Origin of the sequence: Cellvibrio japonicus Ueda107, from assembly GCF_000019225.1 — a bacterium.
In the GTDB taxonomy this organism is placed as follows: domain Bacteria; phylum Pseudomonadota; class Gammaproteobacteria; order Pseudomonadales; family Cellvibrionaceae; genus Cellvibrio; species Cellvibrio japonicus.
In genome coordinates this window covers 295105-316437 of record NC_010995.1, presented here as the reverse complement: position 1 = coordinate 316437, position 21333 = coordinate 295105, and the positions used below count along the sequence as shown (strand labels likewise).

The window sequence follows — 21333 nt, the reverse complement described above, 5'->3', positions numbered from 1 at the left end:
CCGCATTCCAGCGGCGTTTTTTTATGTGGGAAATAACAATTCAACAAGGGATTAACGCGGGCTTAAACGCAATACCACGACACCGTGCGCTGGCACCTTGATATTCAGCACCTCTTTTGTAGAGCCTGTTTCACCATTCCAGATATTGCGCCAGTTAAAGGCCTGCTTATCAAAGAAAATTTCGTGCTTGCTGATATCGTCTTTCATGTAATGGAAAGACCAGTCAAAACGATAGTCCATGGCATCATCGGCACGATTGAGGAACAGCACAGCGTAATGGCCTTTTTCCAATGGCTTGATATAAATCTCCAGGTCGCCTTCATCGATCCACTTCATGGCCTGGATGCCCAGTTTGTCCTGGTTAATCGCAATGGTTTCCTTGTGGGTCAGGATAGCGCGGGTGGTGTCGCTCATGTTGCGCAGGTCATTGCCGGCAATCAGCGGTGATGCCATAAATGCCCAGAGTGAGAAATGCGCGCGATCTTCTTCCTCGGTCATGCCGTTGCCCACTTCCATCATATCCATGTCATTCCAGTGGCCGGGGCCGGCGTATTTACGCAAGCCCGCTTGTTTGTCGAGGATGGGCAACACCCCAAAGGAAGACCAGGAGCCGTGGTTGTGTTCGCAGTTCCAACAGGGATAGATGTCGCCGGTTGTGCGCCAGGAATGGCCGACATCCTGCGCCCATTCCCAGGGCTGGTTATCGCCCCATTCGCAAATACTGAACAACATGGGGCGGCCCGCTTTATGGATGGCATCGCGCATGGTGGCGTAGGCGGACTTGGGATTAATATCCTGGGTATCGCACCAATCGTATTTTACGTAATCGATACCCCAACTCGCGTAGGTCAGTGCGTCCTGGTATTCATGGCCGCGACTGCCGGGGCGGCCGGCACAGGTGGTATTACCGGCATCGGAATAAATCCCCAATTTCAAACCTTTGGCATGCACGTAATCAGCAAGTGCTTTCATGCCCGAAGGGAAATGTTTTTTATCCGCCTGGATAAAGCCATTTTTATCGCGCTCGCCGTGCCAGCAATCGTCAATATTAATGTATTCATAACCGGCAGCCTTCATACCGGATGTGACCATGGCATCGGCCATTGCGCGAATCATTTTTTCATCCACGTTGCAGCCGAAGGTATTCCAGCTATTCCAACCCATTTGCGGTGTTTTAGCGAGTTGCTCAAATTTTTGTGCGCTGGCCTGTACTGACACCAACAGGGCACTGACCAGGCCCAGACCGAGGAGGAGTTGTTTTCGCATAGCAAATTACCTGTTGTTTTCGTTGTAAGTGTTGCACTTAGGAAGTGGGAAAAATAATAGCGGTTATTCAATATTTCCCGGTTTTGTCGTTGTGTTTTTTTAAGGTGATGTTGGGTACGCCACAGTATATTTTTATTGTGTATTACTAATCATATAAAATAATCGAGAGGCAAAAAAAACTGCAAGGCAACTTGCAGTTTTTTACATGCACTCAACCGGGCATCAAGGCAGCGCTGTTTTTTCAGTAACGGCCAGTGACGCGAAATCTGCCGTTGATTGTTTGATGATAGCGAGCGTTGAGGCATCGGAAGCCAATACAGAATTTAAACCCTGTGGCTCCTGTGGCGGATCCCCCATAAAGTCATCGCCGGGCTGCCAGATAAAATCGGCGCGCTGGCTGCGACCATAGCCACCCCAGGCCCAGATGTTATAGCCGGCAATGGCATCGCCTGCAACGGCACGCTCGTGCAACTGGTTAAAGACTGTTTGGTAATAGATGTCGCGGTATTGTGTCCCGGAATCGGCCGCAAAAGCACCGCCATCACGATCCAGACCGAACTCCTCCAACACGGTTGGCTTGCCTAATCTATTGGCAATATCAATATGGGTGTCGATATAGGCAGCGGCTTTTTCCAGCGAACCGGTAAAGGTAGCGGCCGGATTTTTTGCATCGAACCAACCCCAGTTTTTCGCCCACATGTGGAATGTCAGGTAATCCACTTCCGGTAATTCATGTGCGGCGACATACACAGCCGGATCACCGATGCTGCCCATCACACCTTCACTGCCGGTGCTAACCAGTTGCTGTGGTGCCAACTGATGCAGCAGTCGCGCGGTGGTTTTGATCCACTGGATATAAACCTCGACATTGGGACGGCCATCGGCATCACTGCCCGGACGAGGCTCGTTGGCCAACTGCCAGGACATAATGGTCGGGTCCTGGTGATAGGCGATGCCGGTGATGCTATTCACACGGCCGGTTAGGGTTTTGATCACCTGGTGGTAGCGTACCTGGGCATCGGCAATGCGATAAAATTCGGCAGAATTTTGCATAAAGGCATTCCATTCGCCAGTGACATCCGGGTCCAATACCGGAGTGCCCTTGTGCCAGGCGACGTATTGCGACATGCCACCGGACCACTGCCAGAAATTATTCAGGTAAAGCACAGCGGTCATGTTGCGCTTGGCCATTTCTGCCAGCAGAAAATCCAGGCCCTGCAACAGCGACTCATTAAATTCGCCCTTGGCATTCACGATCGCGGGGCGCACCGCGCGCACCAATTCGCTGTCTTCCGATACCGCCAGCACACGCAGATTGTTTACGCCCAGGCTGTGCAGTAAATCGAGTTCTTTTAACAGGCGCGTGCGATCGCCCTGTTCACCCTCAGCGCCCAGATAGGCACCGAACCAGAAGTTCACGCCCACCGGATAGTAAGCCTTGCCATCGAGTACAAACTGGCGCCCCTGCACACGCACAAACTCAGCGCCCTGCGTATCTGATTTAGCGGTAGACGTATCAGGTGATGGCATTTTTTCTGGCGCCGTGGCGGCAGGCTCGGGAGCGCAGGCTGCCAAGCCCAGCAGTAGCAAACAGGCACCAAAGGCGCGAAGGGCAAATGCAATCATGTGTGAACCCCTATTGGTTATTGTGATGTTTTTCGGTGCGCGCTGCACTTGCTTCCAAATAGCGTACAGCTTCGATCATGGCGCGACCATTATGGTATGGGCATTTCCAAAAACCCACCTTGTAATAAGGCTCAGCGCGCGCAGCATCCAGTGTGGATAGCCACAGCCATTCTCCATGCTCGTGGTCAATCTGGTATTGCTGGATAAAACGCCAGATGGTTTCGGCAACCCGATAAAATTTTTCATCGCCGGTTGTGGCATAGGCATAGAGAAAACCGACCACGGCTTCCGCCTGCACCCACCAGACGATATCCGGGCTGATGGTTTTACTGGCAAAGTCGTAAGCATCCAGCACATGGCCATGCTCGCCAATCGCCTCTGCCGCGGTGACTTCGGCAATACGAATCAACGTTGGTGTTAAACGTGCGCTGTACTCTGCATCCTGCAAGGATTCCAGCGCCTTGGCAATTAACCAGCTGGCTTCGATGTCATGGCCATAGGTAAAGCCGGGCGAGTGATCCTTCCAGTCCAGATCCATAAACATGCGCAGGTGATAGGTGTTGCGATCGATCATGTATTTATCAAACAGCTCGATGTTGTAGCGCAATGCCTCGCGCACCTCATTACCGGGGTGTGCCTGGTATAAGGTGGTATAGGCTTCCAGCACATGCAAATGGGTATTTTGCGATTTGGGGTAATTCAGGTCTTTTTCGCTGAGGCGCACATCGGCAATAGTGCCCCACTCGCGCGTGAAGGCCTCCAGATAGCCTTCGTGTTCACGGTCAATCGCGTGGGTCTCCAGCAGCTTAAAACAGGCCAGTGCTTGCTCCACAGCAGCGGCATCACCCGTTAACTGGAAATAGGCGCACAGGGCATAAATGGTAAACGCCTGAGCATAGACTTGCTTTTTGGTATTGATGGGTTTGCCGGTTACATCCAGTTCCCAATAAACACCACCATGGTCCCGGTCAAAAAAGTAATTGCGCAGATAGTCATAGGCGCGCTCAGCGCAGCGGCGGTAGAGCGGATTATCCACCACCTGTGCTGCTTCACTGAAAAACCACAGGATACGCGCGTTAAGGATAATGCCCTTGGACGCGTTGGCGACCGGTTGGTTATCCGCCGTAATTTCGCCGTGGAAGCCACCATGGGTTTCATCGATAGTGTATGTTGCCCACCAATCGGCAATGGCGATTAACTCCGCGCGAAATTCCTGCTGCAATGTCAGCGATTGTATCGGGAGGCTGAGCGCGCTCATGCTTATACCAGGTCCTTGAGGATATTCAGGTTGGCGCTGATCAGTTGGTTGCGCGTTGCCACAGACGCCGCTGAACGCAGGCCATCTTCAGGCGTGTTTTTACAATAGTCGATCAGCTTTTCCACAGTAGACGTTGCCACATGCATACGCGTATCGGATGACGCGTAATAAATGAACACTTCCTGCTTGTCATTGACGATCCAGCCATTGGCAAACGCCACATTGGATACATCGCCCACGCGCTCTTCACCCTGGGGCGCAATAAAGTGACCGGCCGGACGATGGCTAATCACCCAGGGGCGCTCCAATTCGGTCATGAACATATAGAGCACATAGCGCAAACCAGCGGCGGTATTGCGTACACCATGGGCCAGGTGCAACCAGCCTTGTGCGGTTTTAATCGGTGCCGGACCCTGGCCGTTTTTGACTTCTTTGATGGTGTGATAAATCTTGTGGTCTACAATCACTTCCGCTTTCACTTCGGCATTGGTCATGGTCTCGGTCAGGCCCCAGCCGATACCGCCACCGGCGCCCACGCTGATAAAACCATCCTGTGGACGGGTGTAGAGTGCATATTTGCCCTCGACAAATTCCGGGTGCAACACCACATTGCGCTGCTGGCCGGAATAGGTGATCAAGTCCGGCAGGCGCTCCCAGGTCACCAGGTCTTTGGTGCGCGCAATACCGCACTGGGCTTCGGCAGCCGAGGTATCATTGGGACGGCTTTCGTCCTTGCGCTCAGTACAGAAGAGACCGTAAACCCAGCCGTCTTCGTGCGCGGTCAAGCGCATATCGTACACATTGGTATCCGGGCGCTCGGTTTCCGGCATGGTGATGGGATAATCCCAGAAGCGGAAATTGTCGATGCCGTTGGGACTTTCGGCGATGGCAAAAAATGATTTGCGATCCACGCCTTCTACACGCACGGCGAGGATATATTTGCCCTGCCAATAAATAGCACCGGAATTAAAGGTGGCGTTAACACCCTGGCGCTCCATCAAATACGGATTGGTTTTTTCATTGAGGTCATAGCGCCAGAAAATGGGGGCATGTTCTGCCGTCAAAATCGGATTTTCATAGCCGGTATAAATACCATTGCCCAGAGCCCTGGGGCTGTTTTTGCGCGTAACCAGCGCGTCGTGCTGAGCCAGTAGCGCCTTCACTTGATGATTAAACGAACTCATAAGATTCCTCAATAGACGATATAGATGAGCACACGCAGGGCCCATCCCCTTGTGCGCTTTCATTCAAATTTTTATATGTGAAATCCACGTAAACGATTACACACAACGACAAAAAAAACGCCGCGCGAACGCAGCATCTTGAGTGCAACACCCGGTTGCACTCCTGATTCGGTTAACCCCTGGTTTCAACCTCACCCGCAGTGCCCGGTAAATAGTGGCGGGGTGTATCTGCCGGGTAATCCTCAAGGTTTTTCCACCAGAATTTCCACAGCAATCCACTGGTGACCAGCAGCACAACCAAGGAGACCAGTAACTCACTCCAGTGTTGGATAACCAGGAAAATAGGCAACGCCACCATGCTGGTCTGCCAAATGATGCCGACCAGTACATTGAACATGTCGCGCACAAAATGCGGATTCTTCTGTACGGCGGGATAATCCTGCTGCACCTGCTCGCGCACCGGCGTCCAGAAGCCCCAGGGACGCACTTTGATGTAAAAGGCTTTCAGTACTTCCATATCGTCAGCCCGAGTCACCAAAGACGCGATGACACAGGTCACCAGGCACAACAGGAACAGGAAGGGGAACGAATAGAGCGGGTTATAGCTGGTGAAGGCCAGGGTGATAGCCGCCACTATGCCTACGACCATGCCCCAGAAATAGCCCATGCCATTAAAGCGCCACCACAGCCACTTCAACATATTGGAGGCGGTATAGCCGCCATAGAGTGCGGCTACTATCCATTGGATGGCATTGTTCAACGAGGGAATAAACAGGCCGACAATCACCCCCAGAATCACAAAGATGACCGAGAACAGGTAACTCAGGTGTACGTATTTTTTGGCATCGGCATTGGGATTGATGTAGCGCTTGTAAATATCATTAACCACATACGCCGGTGCAGCATTCACCGTAGCGGCAAAGGTGCCCATAAAGGCCGCTAACAATCCGGCAATCAATAAACCTTTTAATCCCACCGGGATAAATTCCTTGAGCGCCATGGGCAGGATTTGTTCGAAATCGACAGCCGACCCCATCGCGCGCAGATCATCGGTAAAAAAAACCAGGGCCAACACCGTTAAACCGGCAATCATCATGTAGCGCGGGATAAACAGCACCACGTTGACAAACCAGCTCATTTTGGAGGCATCGGACGGGCTTTTGGTGGACAGCACCCGCTGCATATCGTAGTTGGGTGCAGGGCCGGCCAGTGACACCAGAACGCCTTTCAACAGCACCAACATGAAAAAGATGGTGAACAGGTTGTAGCCGTCTTGCAGGATTTTTTCGTTGGCGGCGGGCAGGCGTTCGGCCCAGTCAATATTCAATTGCCAATGTACGGCAACACTGCTCCAACCGTCGGGCAAAATAGTCGCCAGCAATTCCGGTGACACCTGCTGCATGGCAATAATACCCACCGCAATCGAGGCCAGCGTCATCACCACAAACTGGAAGACTTCGGTAAATACCACCGACATCATGCCGCCTTTTACCACATACAGGGTGGTAATCGCCGTGATAATCAGGGCATAGGCCACATCATTCCAATAGGGGTCTGCCGAGAACTGCCAGGGCAGGAATACCGCCGCAAATTTGCCAATGCCGATAAAACCATAGGCGATAAATGCCACCACATTGATCAACGCAAAAACGACCACAACCAAATGGGAAAGCCTGGCGCCCAGGCTGTTGCCAAAGCGGAAGGTGATAAATTCCGCCCCGGTCAGCACACCGGAGCGGCGCAGCCAGGCCGACAGGAATACCATCATGAAAATCTGGTTGAACACCGGCCACAGCCAGGGAATGTAAACACTGCTCAGCCCATAGATAAACAGCAGGTACACCAGCCACATGGTGCCGCTGATGTCGAACATGCCAGAGGCATTGGACAAACCCAACATCCGCCAAGACAGGGAATTGCCCCCCAGAAAATAGCTGCGCATGTTTTTGGAGGCTTTTTTAGATACCCAGAAACCAACGGCAAGCGTACCCAGGATGTAAGCCAGGACGATGGCGATGTCGATAAAGCTTAATTGCATGGAAATCGTTCACATTGTGAGTTATTCGATATAGCGGCTTCACGCCGCGTGCGGCCAGTGCCCAATAGCCCTTGCCGCCTGCCTTTTTTTGGACAGGAAGCATAATGTAATCGGTTACAACTTTTTTTGCTAGTCACCTTTTACCACCTGTAGTAGATTTTCCATCTCTTAACCCTAATAAACACAACATTGACCGAAGGCCACTATGTCCAATATCCGCGATGTCGCCCGCCTGGCCGGGGTTTCCGTTGCTACGGTTTCACGCGCCCTTAGCAACCCCGAGAAAGTCTCCCCCGAAAGCCTGGAAAAGGTTCATACCGCTATCGCCGAAGTGGGCTATCGCCCCAATATGCTGGCCCGCAACTTCCGCTCGGCGCGCGCCTATGCCGTGGTGGTATTGGTGCCGGACATTGCCAACCCCTTTTATTCCCTGTTTATCCGCGCCCTTGAAGACCGCGCCCACCAAAAGGGCTATGCGGTACTGCTCGGCGATACCCGCGGCACCCCCGAGCGCGAGCTGGAGTACATTCGCCGGGTGGAAACACGCCTGGCGGACGGCATAGTGCAGTTGCGTCCCAGCTCGGAAAAAAGCCAGAACAACATCCCGCCCGATGTCCCCTGTGTTAACGCCTGTGGTTGTGAATACACGACCGGCCCGGCGATCCGTATCGACAACCGCGCCGCTGCGCGCAGCATGGTGGAATACCTGATCTCGCTCGGCCACCGCCGCATCGGCGTGATTTCCGGCCTGAAAGACAACCCCCACGCCATTGACCGCCTGGAAGGCTATAAGGAAGCCCTGGCTAGCGCCGGGATTGCGTTTGAAAAAGACCTGATTGCCGAGGGTGACTTCACCATGTGGTCGGGCCTTAACGCCGCCTTCCAGTTCTGCAACATGAAGAATCGCCCCACGGCGATCTTTTCGATGAACGATGAAATGGCCATAGGTGCCATGCAAACCCTGAAAAACCAGGGCATTCGCATCCCCGAGGATATGTCGGTAACCGGCTTTGACGATATTGCCTACGCCAAATATTCCGACCCGTCACTCACCACCATCTCCCAACCCGCGGAAGAAATGGGCAAGATGGCCATGGATATGCTGTTGAAGGTGATTGAGGGCGAACCCCTGAGCCAGCGCGAGTGTGTATTGCCTACCGAATTTATTATCCGCAAAAGCACTGGCCCAGTACCCAAGCACTGATTTGAACTGAGCCCAACGCAGATAAAAAAATCCCGGCAATTTACGCCGGGATATTTTTAGGCCAGGAAGAATTGATAGGCTTCGTTGTGGGTTTCATCCCAGTAGGGATAATTCAAATCGGTTAAAAACGCCTTGAGTGCAGCGTAATCGCTTTTGGGTACCTGCATTCCCACTAATACCCGCGCCGAGGCCGCACCGTGGTTGCGGTAGTGGAACAGGGAAATATTCCAGCGCCCCGCCAATTTATTGAGGAAGGTATAGAGCGCACCGGGGCGCTCAGGAAATTCAAAGCGGTAGAGCACCTCGTCAGTGACACCGGCAGCATGGCCACCGACCAGATGGCGAATGTGCAACTTGGCCAGCTCGTTATCAGTCATGTCCACCACGTCGTAGCCCTGCTCTACCAGCTCCGCGACCAAATCGATGCGATCCTGGCCGCCGGCGCTGACCTGCACCCCCACAAAAATATGGGCCTTCTGGCTATCGGCGTAGCGATAGTTAAATTCGGTGATATTGCGCTTGCCGATGCTTTTGCAAAATGCCTTGTAGGCACCGGGGCGCTCCGGCAGGGTGACCGCCAGAATGACCTCGCGCTGCTCGCCTATTTCGGTGCGCTCGCTAATGTAGCGCAGGCGATCAAAATTGATATTGGCACCGCTCACGATGGCCAAAAATGTCTGCCCCTTCAGGTTGTGCTGGGCCGCGTATTTTTTCATACCGGCAATCGCCGTTGCACCTGCAGGCTCGGCAATGGAACGGGTATCTTCAAAGACATCCTTAATTGCCGCGCAAATCTCGTCGGCGTTGACCGCAATGCATTCATCCACTGTTTTGCGCAGCACGCGAAAGGGTTCCTCGCCAATTTGTGCCACGGCAATGCCATCGGCAAAGATGCCCACTTGCGGCAACACCACGCGCTTTTTCTTTTCCATGGCTGCCTGCAGGCAGGCAGATTCATCGCTTTCTACCGCAATGACCCTGGTTTGCGGGCGCAGGTATTTCACGTAGGCGGCAACCCCAGCCGCCAGGCCGCCGCCGCCCACCTGTACAAACACGGCATCGATATGGCCCGGGTACTGGCGCAATGCCTCCATGGCCGTGGTGCCCTGGCCGGCGATCACATCCGGATCATCGAACGGGTGTATGTAGGTCAGCCCCTTTTCCTCTACCAGCTTTTTGGCATGGGCCGAGGCTTCGTCATAACTGTCGCCGTGCAATACCACCTTGGCACCGCGCGCCTTGACCGCATCCACCTTGATAGCCGGTGTCGTGCGCGGCATCACAATCGTTGCCTTGATCCCCAAATGCTGGGAGCCCAGGGCAACCCCCTGGGCATGGTTACCGGCAGAGGCGCAAATCACACCGCGACTGCGCTCTTCTTCGCTCAGTTGCTGCAATTTGTTATAGGCACCGCGCAGCTTGAAGGAAAACACCGGCTGCAAATCCTCACGCTTGAGCAACACAGTGTTGCCTGTGCGCTGGGATAACAGGCGCGCTTCGTCCAGTGGGGTTTCGATAGCCAGGTCGTAGATGCGGGCATTGAGGATGCGTTTTATGTAGGTCTCAGGCATAGGAGGTCGGGTATGGCAATCACGGCAGAGGGATAAAAAGAGTCCGCAGTGTACCCAATTTGGCGGAGGCTGGCACGACGAAAATCCGTATAATGGTGCAAGTTTTATCGGCACAACAGAGACAACCATGAGCCCACAAGATCAACTCAAACACGCCGTGGCGCGCGCCGCGATTGAATACATCAAACCCAAGCTGACCCCCGATGCCGTACTTGGTATAGGTACAGGCTCTACCGCCAATTTTTTTATCGATATGCTGGGTGAGCTTAAGTACGACTTCGCCGCCGCCGTAGCCAGCTCCGATGCCTCTGCCCAGCGCTTGCAGACACTCGGGATCGAGGTGCTGGACTGCAACGCCGTGAGTGAACTGCTGGTGTACGTGGACGGTGCCGACGAGAGCAACCCCAACCTGCACCTGATCAAGGGCGGCGGTGCAGCGCTGACGCGCGAAAAGATCGTCTGCGCCGTAGCGCGCGAGTTTGTCTGTATCGCCGATGAGAGCAAATGGGTGGATATCCTGGGCAGATTTCCCCTGCCCGTCGAAGTGATTCCCATGGCGCGCTCCTTTGTCGCGCGCGAACTGGTCAAGCTGGGCGGCGCCCCGGTGTACCGCGAAGGGGTTATCACCGACAATGGCAATGTGATCCTGGACGTGCACAATCTGCAGATACTGAACCCGGTCGAGCTGGAAACCAAAATCAACCAGATCACCGGTGTGGTTGCCAATGGCCTGTTTGCCATCAAGCCCGCTGACGTATTACTGCTGGGCACTAAAGAGGGTGTGAAGGTTATCAGGCCGCAGTAAGCGCTGATAAAAAAACGGGGCCATTATCTGGCCCCGTTTTTTATTGGCGAAACGCTCAGGCTGACCTGGCGCGGCGCCAGCCGAGCAAGCCCAAACCGGACAGCAACAGCAGCAGTACAGAAGGCTCCGGCAGTTCTATTTCTGGCGGTGTGTAACCCCAGGGGAAGTTATGCACCTGGCCATAGCCCACATAGGATTTGGCCGCCAGGGAACCCTCGAAATCATTCCAGGTACTGACTACTGCATCCACTGCCAGCACCGACCCCTTCCATTGGTTACCCACATTCAGGGTATCCGCCTCGTAGAAATTCCACAGGATATTGGTGTAGTTGCCAAAGCCACTGTTGAGGTTGGTAGCACCGCTGTTGGACAGGTTTACACCGGATACGTTGATAATCCCATAGCTGGCAGCGCCCAAATCCAAAGCCCAGTTGCTGTTAAACAGGTCGGCACCGCTGATCTCGAAGACCGCCAGGTCATCGACACCGGCGTAGGAGAACAAACCGCCACCCACATTACCGGTAGCAGCCAGGCCGGCGTAGTAAATGGACTCGCCTTTCAGGGTGTCGTAGAGCGATGCCGCCTTGTCATCCAGGCCGGAGACCTGGTGCAGGCAGGATGCACTGCCACCATACGCATTGCCGTTACAGTTAACCCCACTGAGGTTATTGGCACCGCCGTAGGCCAGGGCACCGGCATTCACCTTGAGCCAACCGGACGCATTCAGGTCACCGGCAACCTCTACGGTGTCCAGGGTCAGCGACTTGTCCAGGGCATTGGCAAATTCCGGGCTGGAGCCATTGAGGTCACCGCCAATAAACGTGCGACCGTGTACATGGAGTGAGCCAGAGGGGGAGAGATCCTCAAAAACGATCAGGCTGTAGTCTGTGAGTGGCCCGGCTGAAGCCCAAAGGGAGCAGGAGAGCAAGCCTGCCGAGATCAAAGCATTTTTATAAAAACCCATGGTGATGTCCTTAATGGATTAGCGTCGTGTTGTCGGCCCCATGAAAGCAAAAAATATACCTGTTATAAATTTTCGTTTGGTATCAACCATTCACCAAAAGACATGCGATACATATCACATAAATCTGTCAATTTTGCCGACACTTATAAGATGACAGCGATGACATTTTTACAGCTAATAACTATTCCGTATTAATCACGGGGCAATTGCTAACGCCCTTATTGCCTGAGAGCCATCTTCGGATGGCCTTCAGGCAGGGCCAACAGGCGGGTATTGCCGTTAGCGATACAAGGGCGGCAGCTCATCCTCAAACAAGACAACCTCACTTTGGTAAAAACGCTTGAAGTCATCGGCAGTGGCCTGGCCAGGGAAGGGCGCGAAGAACTGCTCGCTTTTTTCGCGCGCCAGGTTGGCATTGCGCCACACCATGACATAGGCGATCTCGCTGGCATCGGCGTCAGCGCTAATCGGCCCCAGCAAACGCTCGGTCCAGAAGTTATCGATGGTCAGGCGATTATTGCCCGTCTCGGTCAGGGCGGCGATTTTGCCTTTGCTGCGTGCGATCTGTACCAACTGCTTGAGGCTGGCGGTCAGCGCCGCCTTCTGCTCATCGGCACTGGCGGTATTGGCTTCGTGCCCCACATCCCAGTAATTATCCAGGCCAATAATGTCGACATAGGCATCACCGGGATAGCCGTACAGATAACCGGCCTCGAAATTGGCCATATCGATACGGCTGCGATCAGGCGAATAGGCGTAAATCAGGTTGCGCAGTTTTTTCTCATCGCGCAGGTAGTGCACGGTAAAACGCCAGAGGGCAATGTAATCCTGCTCGCTGGCGTGGCCCTTGCCCCACCAGAACCAGTCGCCGTTATGCTCGTGCCAGGGGCGGAAAATAATCGGTGGGTAGTGCTTGTTCCCCTGCGCATCTACATCGGCCAAGCCCTCATTGAAGGCAACAAAGGTATCCAGGTAGGCTTTGAGGGTTGCATGCCGGGCACCACCGGGAATCAGCTCGTGCACTGCCGGGGTTTTGTCCCAGGAATTGCCGCCCGACACAGGGTTGAATACATGCCAGCTGATGGTGATGACACCGCCACGGCTGTAGCCAGCCTTGATCCAGTGCTGCATCTTTTCAAAGTTAACCGCATCCAGATTGGCGGTGTGTCCCAATTCCAGGCCGCCGAGCTCCCAGCCATACACCGCCGGGTTGGCGCCCGTCACGTCGCGCACATCCGAGCGATCCATATCACCCTCCCAATGGACGCCATAGGCCAGGCTGTCCTCGTGCCCAAACAACAGGTGCTTGTAGCGCAGTTTGGCGAGGTTGCGATAGAGCGCCCGGGTTTCGGCGGTTGCCTGGGTATCAATCAGGGCAGGTAGCGCCGTCTCCGGTTTACCCGACTGGGGAGCGGTGGTTGTGGCGGAATCAGCTACCGCAGCCGCAGATTCTGCAGGCTTCTCGCTACACCCCAACAACAGGCCAGCACTGAGCATCAGGGCGGCCATCAACGACAGGGAAATGGAGGATGTGGACATGGGTGTCTCCTGGATATTGTTATGAATGTAACCGTTTACAAATCGGGCATCTTAACAGGAATTTCCTTCATCGCCAGGTAATTGCGCCGTCAAGCTAGGTAAAGCCGGGCCAAACTGATAGCCTTGCGTGCCTCCAGCATCCAGTTCCCAACCCACTGCGTATGAATTTCACCTTCCCCGCCATAGGTATTGTCCATTCCTGTTTCAAGGAAAAGTTCGGCATACCGCGCCAACCCGGCCTGGCGCCACTGGCCCGAGGGGAAATAGAATTGCTACCGCCCTACGATGACCCGGATGCGCTGGCAGGGCTGGAAGGCACCAGCCACCTGTGGGTGGAATTTGTGTTTCACGCCAACCGGCGCGAGGATTGGAAAGCCAGGGTGAAACCGCCGCGCCTGGGCGGCAACAAAACCCTGGGCGTATTTGCCACCCGCTCGCCAACGCGCCCCTCGCCTATCGGCTTGTCGGTGGTGCGGCTGCACGACTGGGAGCAGCGCGAGGGCAAGCTGTTTATCCGTATCAGCGGCCTGGACTTGCTCGATGGCACACCGGTGCTGGATATCAAACCCTATATCCCCTATGCGGATTGCGTACTCGCGGCCGAAAACCATGTCGCCCCGGAACCACCGGCAGCCATCCCCGTTACCATTCCGGCCGAATGGATGGCGTTTTGCGTCGCTTACTGGAAAACCCGCGACATCGACCTGGCCGGGCTGATTACCCAGGTCTTGCAACAGGACCCGCGCCCCCAATACCAGGAGCCCGAACCCGGACGGGTTTACGGCATGAAACTGCTCGACCTGGATGTGCGCTGGCAGTATCGGGTTGACCCCGGTAACACCTACAGCATTCAATTGACCCAACTTTTACCACTCGCCTGAATTTGGAAGAGGACTCACCATGAAACTGGCCCGCACGTGCTTTTTACTCCTTCCCCTGAGCCTGGTGGCTTGCAACGCCACCCTGCCGCAGATCGCCGAAACCGGTGCCGCTGTCGCCAGCGCCACTGGCTATAACAACCAGGCGCAATTGATCCGCGCGATCAAGGAAACCCTGGAGCTGGGCAGCAGCCGCGCGACCGCCAGCCTGTCTGCCAGCGGCGGCTATGCCAATAGCTCGCTCTACCGCATCGGGTTGCCCGCCAACTTGCAGCCCATTGCCAGCAATTTGCGCCAACTGGGCCTGGGCGCCCAAATCGATAAGGTGGAAGCCTTGATGAACCAGGGTGCTGAAAAGGCAGCGGGAGAAGCAGCGACCGTGTTTATCGATGCGGTGCGCAATATGAGCGTGACCGACGCGCTGGGGATTATCCGCGGCAGCGACACGGCAGCCACCGACTATTTCCGCGCCCAGACCGAAGCCAGCCTGCGCCAGCGCTACCAACCCATCATCCAGCAAAACCTGGAGCAGATAGGCTTCTACAGCCAATACAAACAGTTGCTCAATACTTACAACCTGCTGCCCATCGCCAACAAACCCAGCCTGGACCTGGAGCAGCACGCCCTCAACATGGCGCTGGATGGTTTGTTCAAGCAAGTGGCCGTGGAAGAGAAACTCATCCGCAAGGATCCGGTACAGCGCGGCAGCCAGATCATTGGCGCCGTGTTTGGGCAAAAGCAGTAGCGGCGAGGTGCGTGGCCCGTTTAGCCACGCACTGTTGACGGCGGATCGGCGCTATCCGGCAACACACCGGGCCTGGCGCCGGGCATCCACCAGCATCCAGTAAAACATGGCCAGCCCCGCTGCCGACAGGAACAGACCTACCCAGCCGGTCGAGGCATAGCCAAAACCGGCGTCTATCGCAACGCCACCTAAAAACGCCCCGGCGGCGTTGGCAAAATTAAACGCTGAATGGTTCATGGCCGCGGCCATGGTTTGCGCCTTTCCGGCAACATCCATCAAACGGATTTGTACCGCCGGGCCAATCACAACCACGGTTCCCACACAAAATACCGCAAGGCAGGCAAGCAGCAGGTGCGATGCGGTCAGGGCAAAGAAGGCGCAGGCAAGCATTGACCAGATCAAACAGCGTTTGATTGTCCCCAGTAAATCCTTATCCGCCATGTGCGAGCCGACGATATTGCCCACCACCATACCTGCACCAAACAGTGCCAATACCAAAGGCACACCAACTTCGGTCAGCCCGGCCAGGCTCATCAGGGTCGGTTTCACATAGGAAAAAATGGCAAACAATCCACCGAATCCTATGGCGCCAATCCCCAGGGTTATCCATACCTGGCGATTGGTAAACATGGACAACTCATGGGCGATACGCGCACCGGCACGCGCTGGTTCCGCCGGCACGAATTTGATAATGCAAATAACGGATGCCAGCGCAATTAACCCCACCAGCACAAACGCCGAACGCCATCCCAGCCATTGCCCCAGCCCCGTTGCCACAGGCACCCCGACCAGGGTCGCCAACGACAGGCCCAGCATCACATAGGCGACGGCGCGGGCGCGCATATGCGCAGGTGCCAGGGAAGCCGCCACCAGGGAGGCGATACCAAAATAGGTGCCATGGGGAAACCCGCTTAGCAGGCGCAAGACCATAAAGGACCAATAACCGGGCGCCAAGGCACTGGCGATATTGGCCAGGGCGTAGAGCCCCATCATGACCACCAGCATGCGTGTCCGCGAGCGCCCGGTACTGGCAATCGCCAGCAGTGGCGCGCCGATAACAACGCCCAGGGCATACGCACTGATAGCATGGCCCGCCTGGGGGATAGTGATAACAAGGGAAGTGGATATTTCAGGCAACAAGCCCATGGAGATAAATTCACCCACACCTATCGCAAAACTGCCCAACCCCATGGCCAGGAGCGCAATAAAAAAGGTCGGTGAAGCTGCTTCGGCCGATACAACTGACGATGACAAACCCAGAACCTCAAGACAATAACAATCAATAAGTAACAATTTGAGGCGCCATTATAAGGGATGCCATGACCAGGTAATGAAATAAATGACTATAAGCCTCAAGCGCTTTCACCGACAGTCTGCAACTGTTTCCCCTGACCGCCTGTGGTATCATGCGCGCCATTTTCAGCCCGCCGGCCCTTAAAGGCCCCTCTTGTCTCCTGCTGATCGTTTCCCGTAACGACACCGCCTGTTAACAGCCCGCGGAGACAGCGCTGCACAGATTACCCACTTTGGAGTTCATACCCATGAGCAAAACCTCGTTAGACAAGAGCAAGATCAAGTTCCTGTTGCTGGAAGGCGTACACCAATCGGCCGTGGATACCCTGCACGCTGCCGGTTACACCAATATTGAATACCTGAAAACGGCCCTGGGTGAAGACGCGCTGGTTGAGCGCATCCAGGACGCCCACTTTGTCGGCCTGCGCTCGCGCACCCAACTGACCCGCCGGGTCTTTGAAAACGCGCCCAAGTTGATCGCTGCCGGCTGCTTCTGCATAGGCACCAACCAGGTCGACCTGAAAGCTGCCCAGGAGCACGGTGTAGCCGTGTTTAACGCTCCCTACTCCAATACCCGCTCGGTCGCCGAACTGGTGATCGCCGAAGCCATCCTGTTACTGCGCAATATCCCGCAGAAAAACGTTGTCTGCCATCGCGGCGGCTGGGACAAATCGGCCATAGGCTCCTATGAGATTCGCGGCAAGACCCTGGGCCTGATCGGCTATGGCTCTATCGGCAGCCAAACCAGCGTACTGGCGGAATCGCTCGGTATGAAAGTGCGCTTCTACGATGTGGTCACCAAACTGCCACTGGGTAACGCTGCACAAGTGCGCGACCTGGATGAACTGCTGGCGACCTCCGACATCATCAGCCTGCACGTGCCCGAAACTGCCGCCACCCAGGATATGATCGGGGCGCGCGAAATCGGCCTGATGAAGAAAGGTGCCATCCTGATTAACGCCTCGCGCGGCACCGTGGTGGATATCGATGCCCTGGCCAACGCCATCAAAGCCGGCCATATCGCCGGTGCGGCCATCGACGTATTCCCCGAAGAGCCCAAGGCCAACGGCGATGAGTTCATCAGTCCGCTGCGCGGCCTGGATAATGTGATCCTGACCCCGCACATCGGCGGCTCCACCATGGAAGCCCAGGAGAACATCGGTATCGAAGTGGCGGAAAAGCTGATCAAGTATTCCGACAACGGCACGACTACCAGCTCGGTCAATTTCCCCGAAGTGGCCCTGCCCGGCCATCCGGACGCGCACCGCCTGTTGCACGTGCATGCCAACGTGCCGGGGGTCTTGTCGGCAATCAACAAGATCTTCTCCGACAACAAGATCAACATCTCCTCCCAGTACCTGCAAACCAACGACAAGGTGGGCTATGTGGTGGTGGATATCAACTCACCCTACAGCGAAGCCGCACTGGAGCAGCTGAAAAAGATCGATGGCACCATTCGCTGCCGCGTACTCTTTTAAGCCCGGCTTCTCGCCCATAAAAAAACGCCGCGAGTCCAACAGGCCGCGGCGTTTTTTTATGGGCAGTCTTTATGGATTGGCCGAGGGTCAGGCGCCCTGGCTGCGGCGCTTGATCCAACCTGCGACCACCTCGACGCCCAGCACCAGGGCCACCCCGATAAACGCCCAGAGCACAGCCAGGCCCAGGGTGGGTTCAGTACCGGTAACGGCGGCATAGTTAAAGGGATTGATATTTTCCTGTTGCAGCACCACCGTGCGGCCATGGCTGTCCGTGGTGGTTAACAGCGCGTGTTTCCAGGGCCAGGTCACATAGAGCGACCCCACCAAAAAGCCAACCAAGACCGACAGTGTCTGGTTGTGGTAGGACTTGAGCAGCCACAACAGGAAACGCGAGAAGACAATCAGGCCGGTAATACAACCCGCCCCAAACCACAGCAGCTTGACGATCTCCAGGTTGTGGATCGCCTGCAGGAATACCGGGTAGAGCCCCACCAGTAACAGGATAAAACTACCCGAAATGCCGGGCAGGATCATGGCGCAAATGGCGACAAAACCGCCCAGAAACAAAATCCATCCATGTCCAGGCAACTGGGCAGGAGCCATAAAAGAGATCGCCAGGATAAAGGCAATACCCAACAGCAAACCAAAGACTTCCGTCAGCCCCCAGCCGCGCTGCTCACGCGCCAGGTGATAGATAGATGCCGCCACTAACCCGGAGAAAAAGGCCCACACCAGGATGGGGTAGGCATCCATTGCCATCAACACAATGGCCGCAAAGGTTTTCAGGCTGATCAGGATGCCGCCAAATAAGGCAACGAGGAAATTTCCGTTGATATAGCGCCAGGTCTTGGCAATCCCCTCGCGCTTTAGCATCAGCAATACCGCAGGGGTACAGCGTTTGAGTGACGTCAGCCACTCATCGTAAATACCGGTGATAAACGCGATGGTTCCACCGGATACGCCGGGCACCACATCAGCGGCGCCCATACACAGGCCCTTTAACAGGACGAGCAAATAGTCTTTCAGGGTTCTATCAGGCTGGTTCACAAACAGCTCCTTTCGTTAAATCGTTATAGTGTCAGGGGCGCGAGTGTGCCCAAGCCTGTCACCCGGCTCAAGTCAGTTATCAAAAAAGAAACGATGAATTTGCATAAATGCCTGCTGGCGATAATCATCGCGCTCATTGACCAACTGGTGGCCGGCCCCCTCGATCAGGGCAACGCGGGCGTGCGGCAACTTGCGCCTTATCTGGCGAAGGTTGTAGCGCCAGGCCACTGTGCCATCTGCCGTACCCTGCACAACGAGCAGTGGCGTCTCCTTGGCAGGAAAAGCGCGGAATTGGGCATTCCAGTCCTTCATGGCGCCTACCCACTGCACAGACAGTGTTTTGTCCTGTAGTGGATCGCGCTGATCCAGGAACTCAAGAAATGTCTCATCGTGCGAACTGCGCGAACGGCTGCGCCTGAGCCGGCGACAAAAAGGACGTAACAAGGCATAGGAAATCCGCCCCAGTATCCAGCCACGCGGTAACAGCAGGGGCGCCGCCAGGGCTATGCGGTGCCAGTGTGCCGCCTGTCGGGGATAGCGCCAGAGATGGTTAAGCAATACAGCCCCCCCGGTACTTTGTCCCAGGGCATACAGTGGCTGGGGCAAGACGGGCTGCAAACGCTCCAGGACACCCGCCAGGATATCGGCATAGGTGTCAAAGCGATCAATAGCCACCCTGTCACCACTGCTCAAACCATGGCCGGGCAGGTCAAATGCCACCACCGCCAGTTGCTGCTCCAACCCGAAGCGAATGGCGTGCCCGAAAATCCCCGCATGGTCGTAGTAGCCGTGCACCACCACCAGGGTTCCCTTCGCCCCTGCGGGCAGCCAATAGTGGGTTGCGATCCGGTAGCCGGCGATCTCCAGCCCACCAAAGCCATGGACCAGCCCCGGATTCCGCGCGAAATGGATGCCGTAATACGCCAGATAAGCCTGTACACGGGCATCCTGTGTGTTCAGGTTATCGGCTGTTACCTCCACCCGCAGGGGGGGCAAATCCCCCAACAAGCTTAGCCAGGCAGGGTTATCAGTCACCGGAGCAGATGAAAACATAAGCGATCAGGTATCCATAAAACCGTGATAAATCCGGGCTACTCTACCCACTCGACGCCACCAATGCGAGGGCGACAGCCAAAGGCTAACGGAATTAGCCTGCGACACCCTTGCCCCCATCCTCTATAATCCCCCGGGTGAACCATATAACAATGACAAACCGGGTTTAACCTCCATGCAAAAACACATATTTAATATTCATGACGTTGTCCTGTTCATGACCATGGCGGAATGTTTGCTGCTCGTTATTTTCCAGGCCATGCTGCCGGTTAAAAACAAGCTGGCCAACCGTTTACTCAGTGCATTTATGCTCTCCATCGCGGTCGGTTCAGCCTGTGTGCTGGTGCTGTGGAATGACGATGTCAAAATCACTCCCGTTTTCGACGACTGGCTACTGCCCTATTGCCTGAGCGCCGCCCAGTTGCTGAAAGGGCCAATATTACTGCTGTATGTCGCCTCCCTCACAGAAGACTCCTTCCGCCTCAGGCGCGACCATCTGCTGCACCTGATCCCCCTGGCCTTAACCTGGGCCTGGCTGGCGATATTATCCATCGACTCCAGCGACCTGCGTTTCCGCACCCTGGGCCAAACACCGGAAGAGCGGGAACTGGCCAATGCCGTCTGGCATTTCATCAAGTTACTGCCACTGGCCTATGGCATCGCAGCGGTATTACGTGTACACAGTTACCGTCGCAGCCTGAAAAACCAGTACTCCCATTTTTCCCCCCTGGAACCAAGCTGGCTCAATATCCTCAGCCTGGGTTTCCTGGTCACCTGGAGCTTCTCCATCCTGGTACACCTGATTGCCAATACCATTGCTGCCAACTACCCCAATATTTCCGACGCCTTCGGTATTACAGAAAACTACCTGATCCTGATTTTGATCAACGCGCTGTTTATTAACAGCCTGGTACATACCCATGAGCTGCTCACCACCAAGCCCGAGCCACCCAAGGAAAAAACCGAAGAAAAACTGAGCGATTCCGCGATTGCCAAAGTCCAGCAAGGTATGGAGGAACAGAAGCTCTTCCTCAAGCAAAACCTCAATATCGAGGAGTTCGCCAAACGCATCAGCCTGTCGGTTAAAGATGTTTCTGCCGTCATTAACAAACATTACGGCACCAACTTTTTTGAATTTATGAACAGTTACCGGGTAGAAGAAGCCAAGCGCCTCTTAGGCGATCAAGCCTATGCCGACATGACCGTGATGGATGTGTTGTTGCAGGCCGGCTTTAACAGCAAGTCGGCCTTCCACCGTTTCTTTAATCGACTGGTAGGCATATCCCCGACGGAATACCGCAAACAACATCTCGGTAAAGAAGAAAAAGTCGCGTGAAGGATTGATACCGAAACTCATAAAAAATCCCGGTCAGATAACTGGCCG

The 21333-nt window shown here is 55.1% G+C and carries 17 protein-coding genes; 6 read left to right on the top strand and 11 right to left on the bottom strand.

Annotated elements, in window-relative coordinates; translation table 11 throughout:
- Nucleotides 1–51: 51 nt before the first annotated feature.
- The 5 genes from aga27 to CJA_RS01180 form a co-directional block, all read right to left on the bottom strand.
- The gene (aga27, locus tag CJA_RS01200) at nt 52–1266 is read right to left on the bottom strand and encodes an alpha-galactosidase Aga27 (RefSeq protein WP_012485929.1); all 1215 of its coding nucleotides are present in this window, start codon (nt 1264–1266) and stop codon (nt 52–54) included.
- A 222-nt stretch (nt 1267–1488) separates the two neighbouring features.
- Nucleotides 1489–2892: a glycoside hydrolase 5 family protein gene (locus CJA_RS01195; protein WP_012485927.1), complete on the bottom strand. Its 1404-nt coding sequence runs from the start codon at nt 2890–2892 to the stop codon at nt 1489–1491.
- A gap of 10 nt (nt 2893–2902) precedes the next feature.
- Complete coding sequence (gene epiA, locus CJA_RS01190; protein WP_012485926.1) at nt 2903–4150, bottom strand: cellobiose 2-epimerase EpiA; 1248 nt, start codon at nt 4148–4150, stop codon at nt 2903–2905.
- Nucleotides 4151–4152: 2 nt separating this feature from the next.
- Nucleotides 4153–5334, bottom strand: coding sequence for a 4-O-beta-d-mannosyl-d-glucose phosphorylase Mgp130 (gene mgp130, locus CJA_RS01185; RefSeq protein WP_012485925.1), 1182 nt, complete (start codon nt 5332–5334; stop codon nt 4153–4155).
- A 172-nt stretch (nt 5335–5506) separates the two neighbouring features.
- Nucleotides 5507–7372 (bottom strand): sodium:solute symporter family protein, encoded by a 1866-nt coding sequence (locus CJA_RS01180; RefSeq protein WP_012485924.1) that lies wholly within the window; start codon nt 7370–7372, stop codon nt 5507–5509.
- Between the two features lie 205 nt (nt 7373–7577).
- Between CJA_RS01180 and CJA_RS01175 the strand changes: the two genes are divergently transcribed.
- A complete protein-coding gene (locus tag CJA_RS01175; RefSeq protein WP_012485923.1) occupies nt 7578–8576 on the top strand; it encodes a LacI family DNA-binding transcriptional regulator in 999 nt (332 codons plus the stop codon).
- A 56-nt stretch (nt 8577–8632) separates the two neighbouring features.
- Here CJA_RS01175 and ilvA read toward each other — a convergent pair whose 3' ends face one another.
- A complete protein-coding gene (gene ilvA / locus CJA_RS01170; RefSeq protein ID WP_041550841.1) occupies nt 8633–10147 on the bottom strand; it encodes a threonine ammonia-lyase, biosynthetic in 1515 nt (504 codons plus the stop codon).
- A 127-nt stretch (nt 10148–10274) separates the two neighbouring features.
- On the opposite strand from ilvA, the gene rpiA reads away from it, so the two are divergent.
- Nucleotides 10275–10952, top strand: a complete 678-nt coding sequence (rpiA, locus tag CJA_RS01165) for a ribose-5-phosphate isomerase RpiA (RefSeq protein WP_012485921.1) — start codon at nt 10275–10277, stop codon at nt 10950–10952.
- Between the two features lie 55 nt (nt 10953–11007).
- Here rpiA and CJA_RS01160 read toward each other — a convergent pair whose 3' ends face one another.
- Both CJA_RS01160 and CJA_RS01155 read right to left on the bottom strand, forming a co-directional pair.
- The gene (locus CJA_RS01160) at nt 11008–11916 is read right to left on the bottom strand and encodes a choice-of-anchor A family protein (RefSeq protein ID WP_012485920.1); all 909 of its coding nucleotides are present in this window, start codon (nt 11914–11916) and stop codon (nt 11008–11010) included.
- Nucleotides 11917–12195: 279 nt separating this feature from the next.
- Entirely contained in the window at nt 12196–13455 is a 1260-nt protein-coding gene (locus CJA_RS01155) for a glycoside hydrolase family 26 protein (RefSeq protein ID WP_012485919.1), read from the bottom strand.
- A 161-nt stretch (nt 13456–13616) separates the two neighbouring features.
- Between CJA_RS01155 and tsaA the strand changes: the two genes are divergently transcribed.
- Together tsaA and CJA_RS01145 are read left to right on the top strand one after the other, a co-directional pair.
- Nucleotides 13617–14336 (top strand): tRNA (N6-threonylcarbamoyladenosine(37)-N6)-methyltransferase TrmO, encoded by a 720-nt coding sequence (tsaA, locus tag CJA_RS01150; protein WP_012485918.1) that lies wholly within the window; start codon nt 13617–13619, stop codon nt 14334–14336.
- 19 nt (nt 14337–14355) lie between these two features.
- A complete protein-coding gene (locus CJA_RS01145) occupies nt 14356–15078 on the top strand; it encodes a DUF4197 domain-containing protein (protein ID WP_012485917.1) in 723 nt (240 codons plus the stop codon).
- A gap of 51 nt (nt 15079–15129) precedes the next feature.
- Here CJA_RS01145 and CJA_RS01140 read toward each other — a convergent pair whose 3' ends face one another.
- On the bottom strand, nt 15130–16332 hold the full coding sequence (locus CJA_RS01140; protein ID WP_238526804.1) for an MFS transporter: 1203 nt from the start codon (nt 16330–16332) through the stop codon (nt 15130–15132).
- A 287-nt stretch (nt 16333–16619) separates the two neighbouring features.
- Between CJA_RS01140 and serA the strand changes: the two genes are divergently transcribed.
- Complete coding sequence (serA, locus tag CJA_RS01135; protein ID WP_012485915.1) at nt 16620–17849, top strand: phosphoglycerate dehydrogenase; 1230 nt, start codon at nt 16620–16622, stop codon at nt 17847–17849.
- An 87-nt stretch (nt 17850–17936) separates the two neighbouring features.
- Here the strand turns inward: serA and CJA_RS01130 are convergent, their stop codons facing one another.
- A complete protein-coding gene (locus CJA_RS01130; RefSeq protein ID WP_012485914.1) occupies nt 17937–18896 on the bottom strand; it encodes a DUF368 domain-containing protein in 960 nt (319 codons plus the stop codon).
- A 72-nt stretch (nt 18897–18968) separates the two neighbouring features.
- The gene (locus CJA_RS01125) at nt 18969–19949 is read right to left on the bottom strand and encodes an alpha/beta hydrolase (RefSeq protein ID WP_012485913.1); all 981 of its coding nucleotides are present in this window, start codon (nt 19947–19949) and stop codon (nt 18969–18971) included.
- 175 nt (nt 19950–20124) lie between these two features.
- Here CJA_RS01125 and CJA_RS01120 point away from each other — a divergent pair, with 175 nt between their 5' ends.
- On the top strand, nt 20125–21285 hold the full coding sequence (locus CJA_RS01120; RefSeq protein ID WP_012485912.1) for a helix-turn-helix domain-containing protein: 1161 nt from the start codon (nt 20125–20127) through the stop codon (nt 21283–21285).
- Nucleotides 21286–21333: the final 48 nt, after the last annotated feature.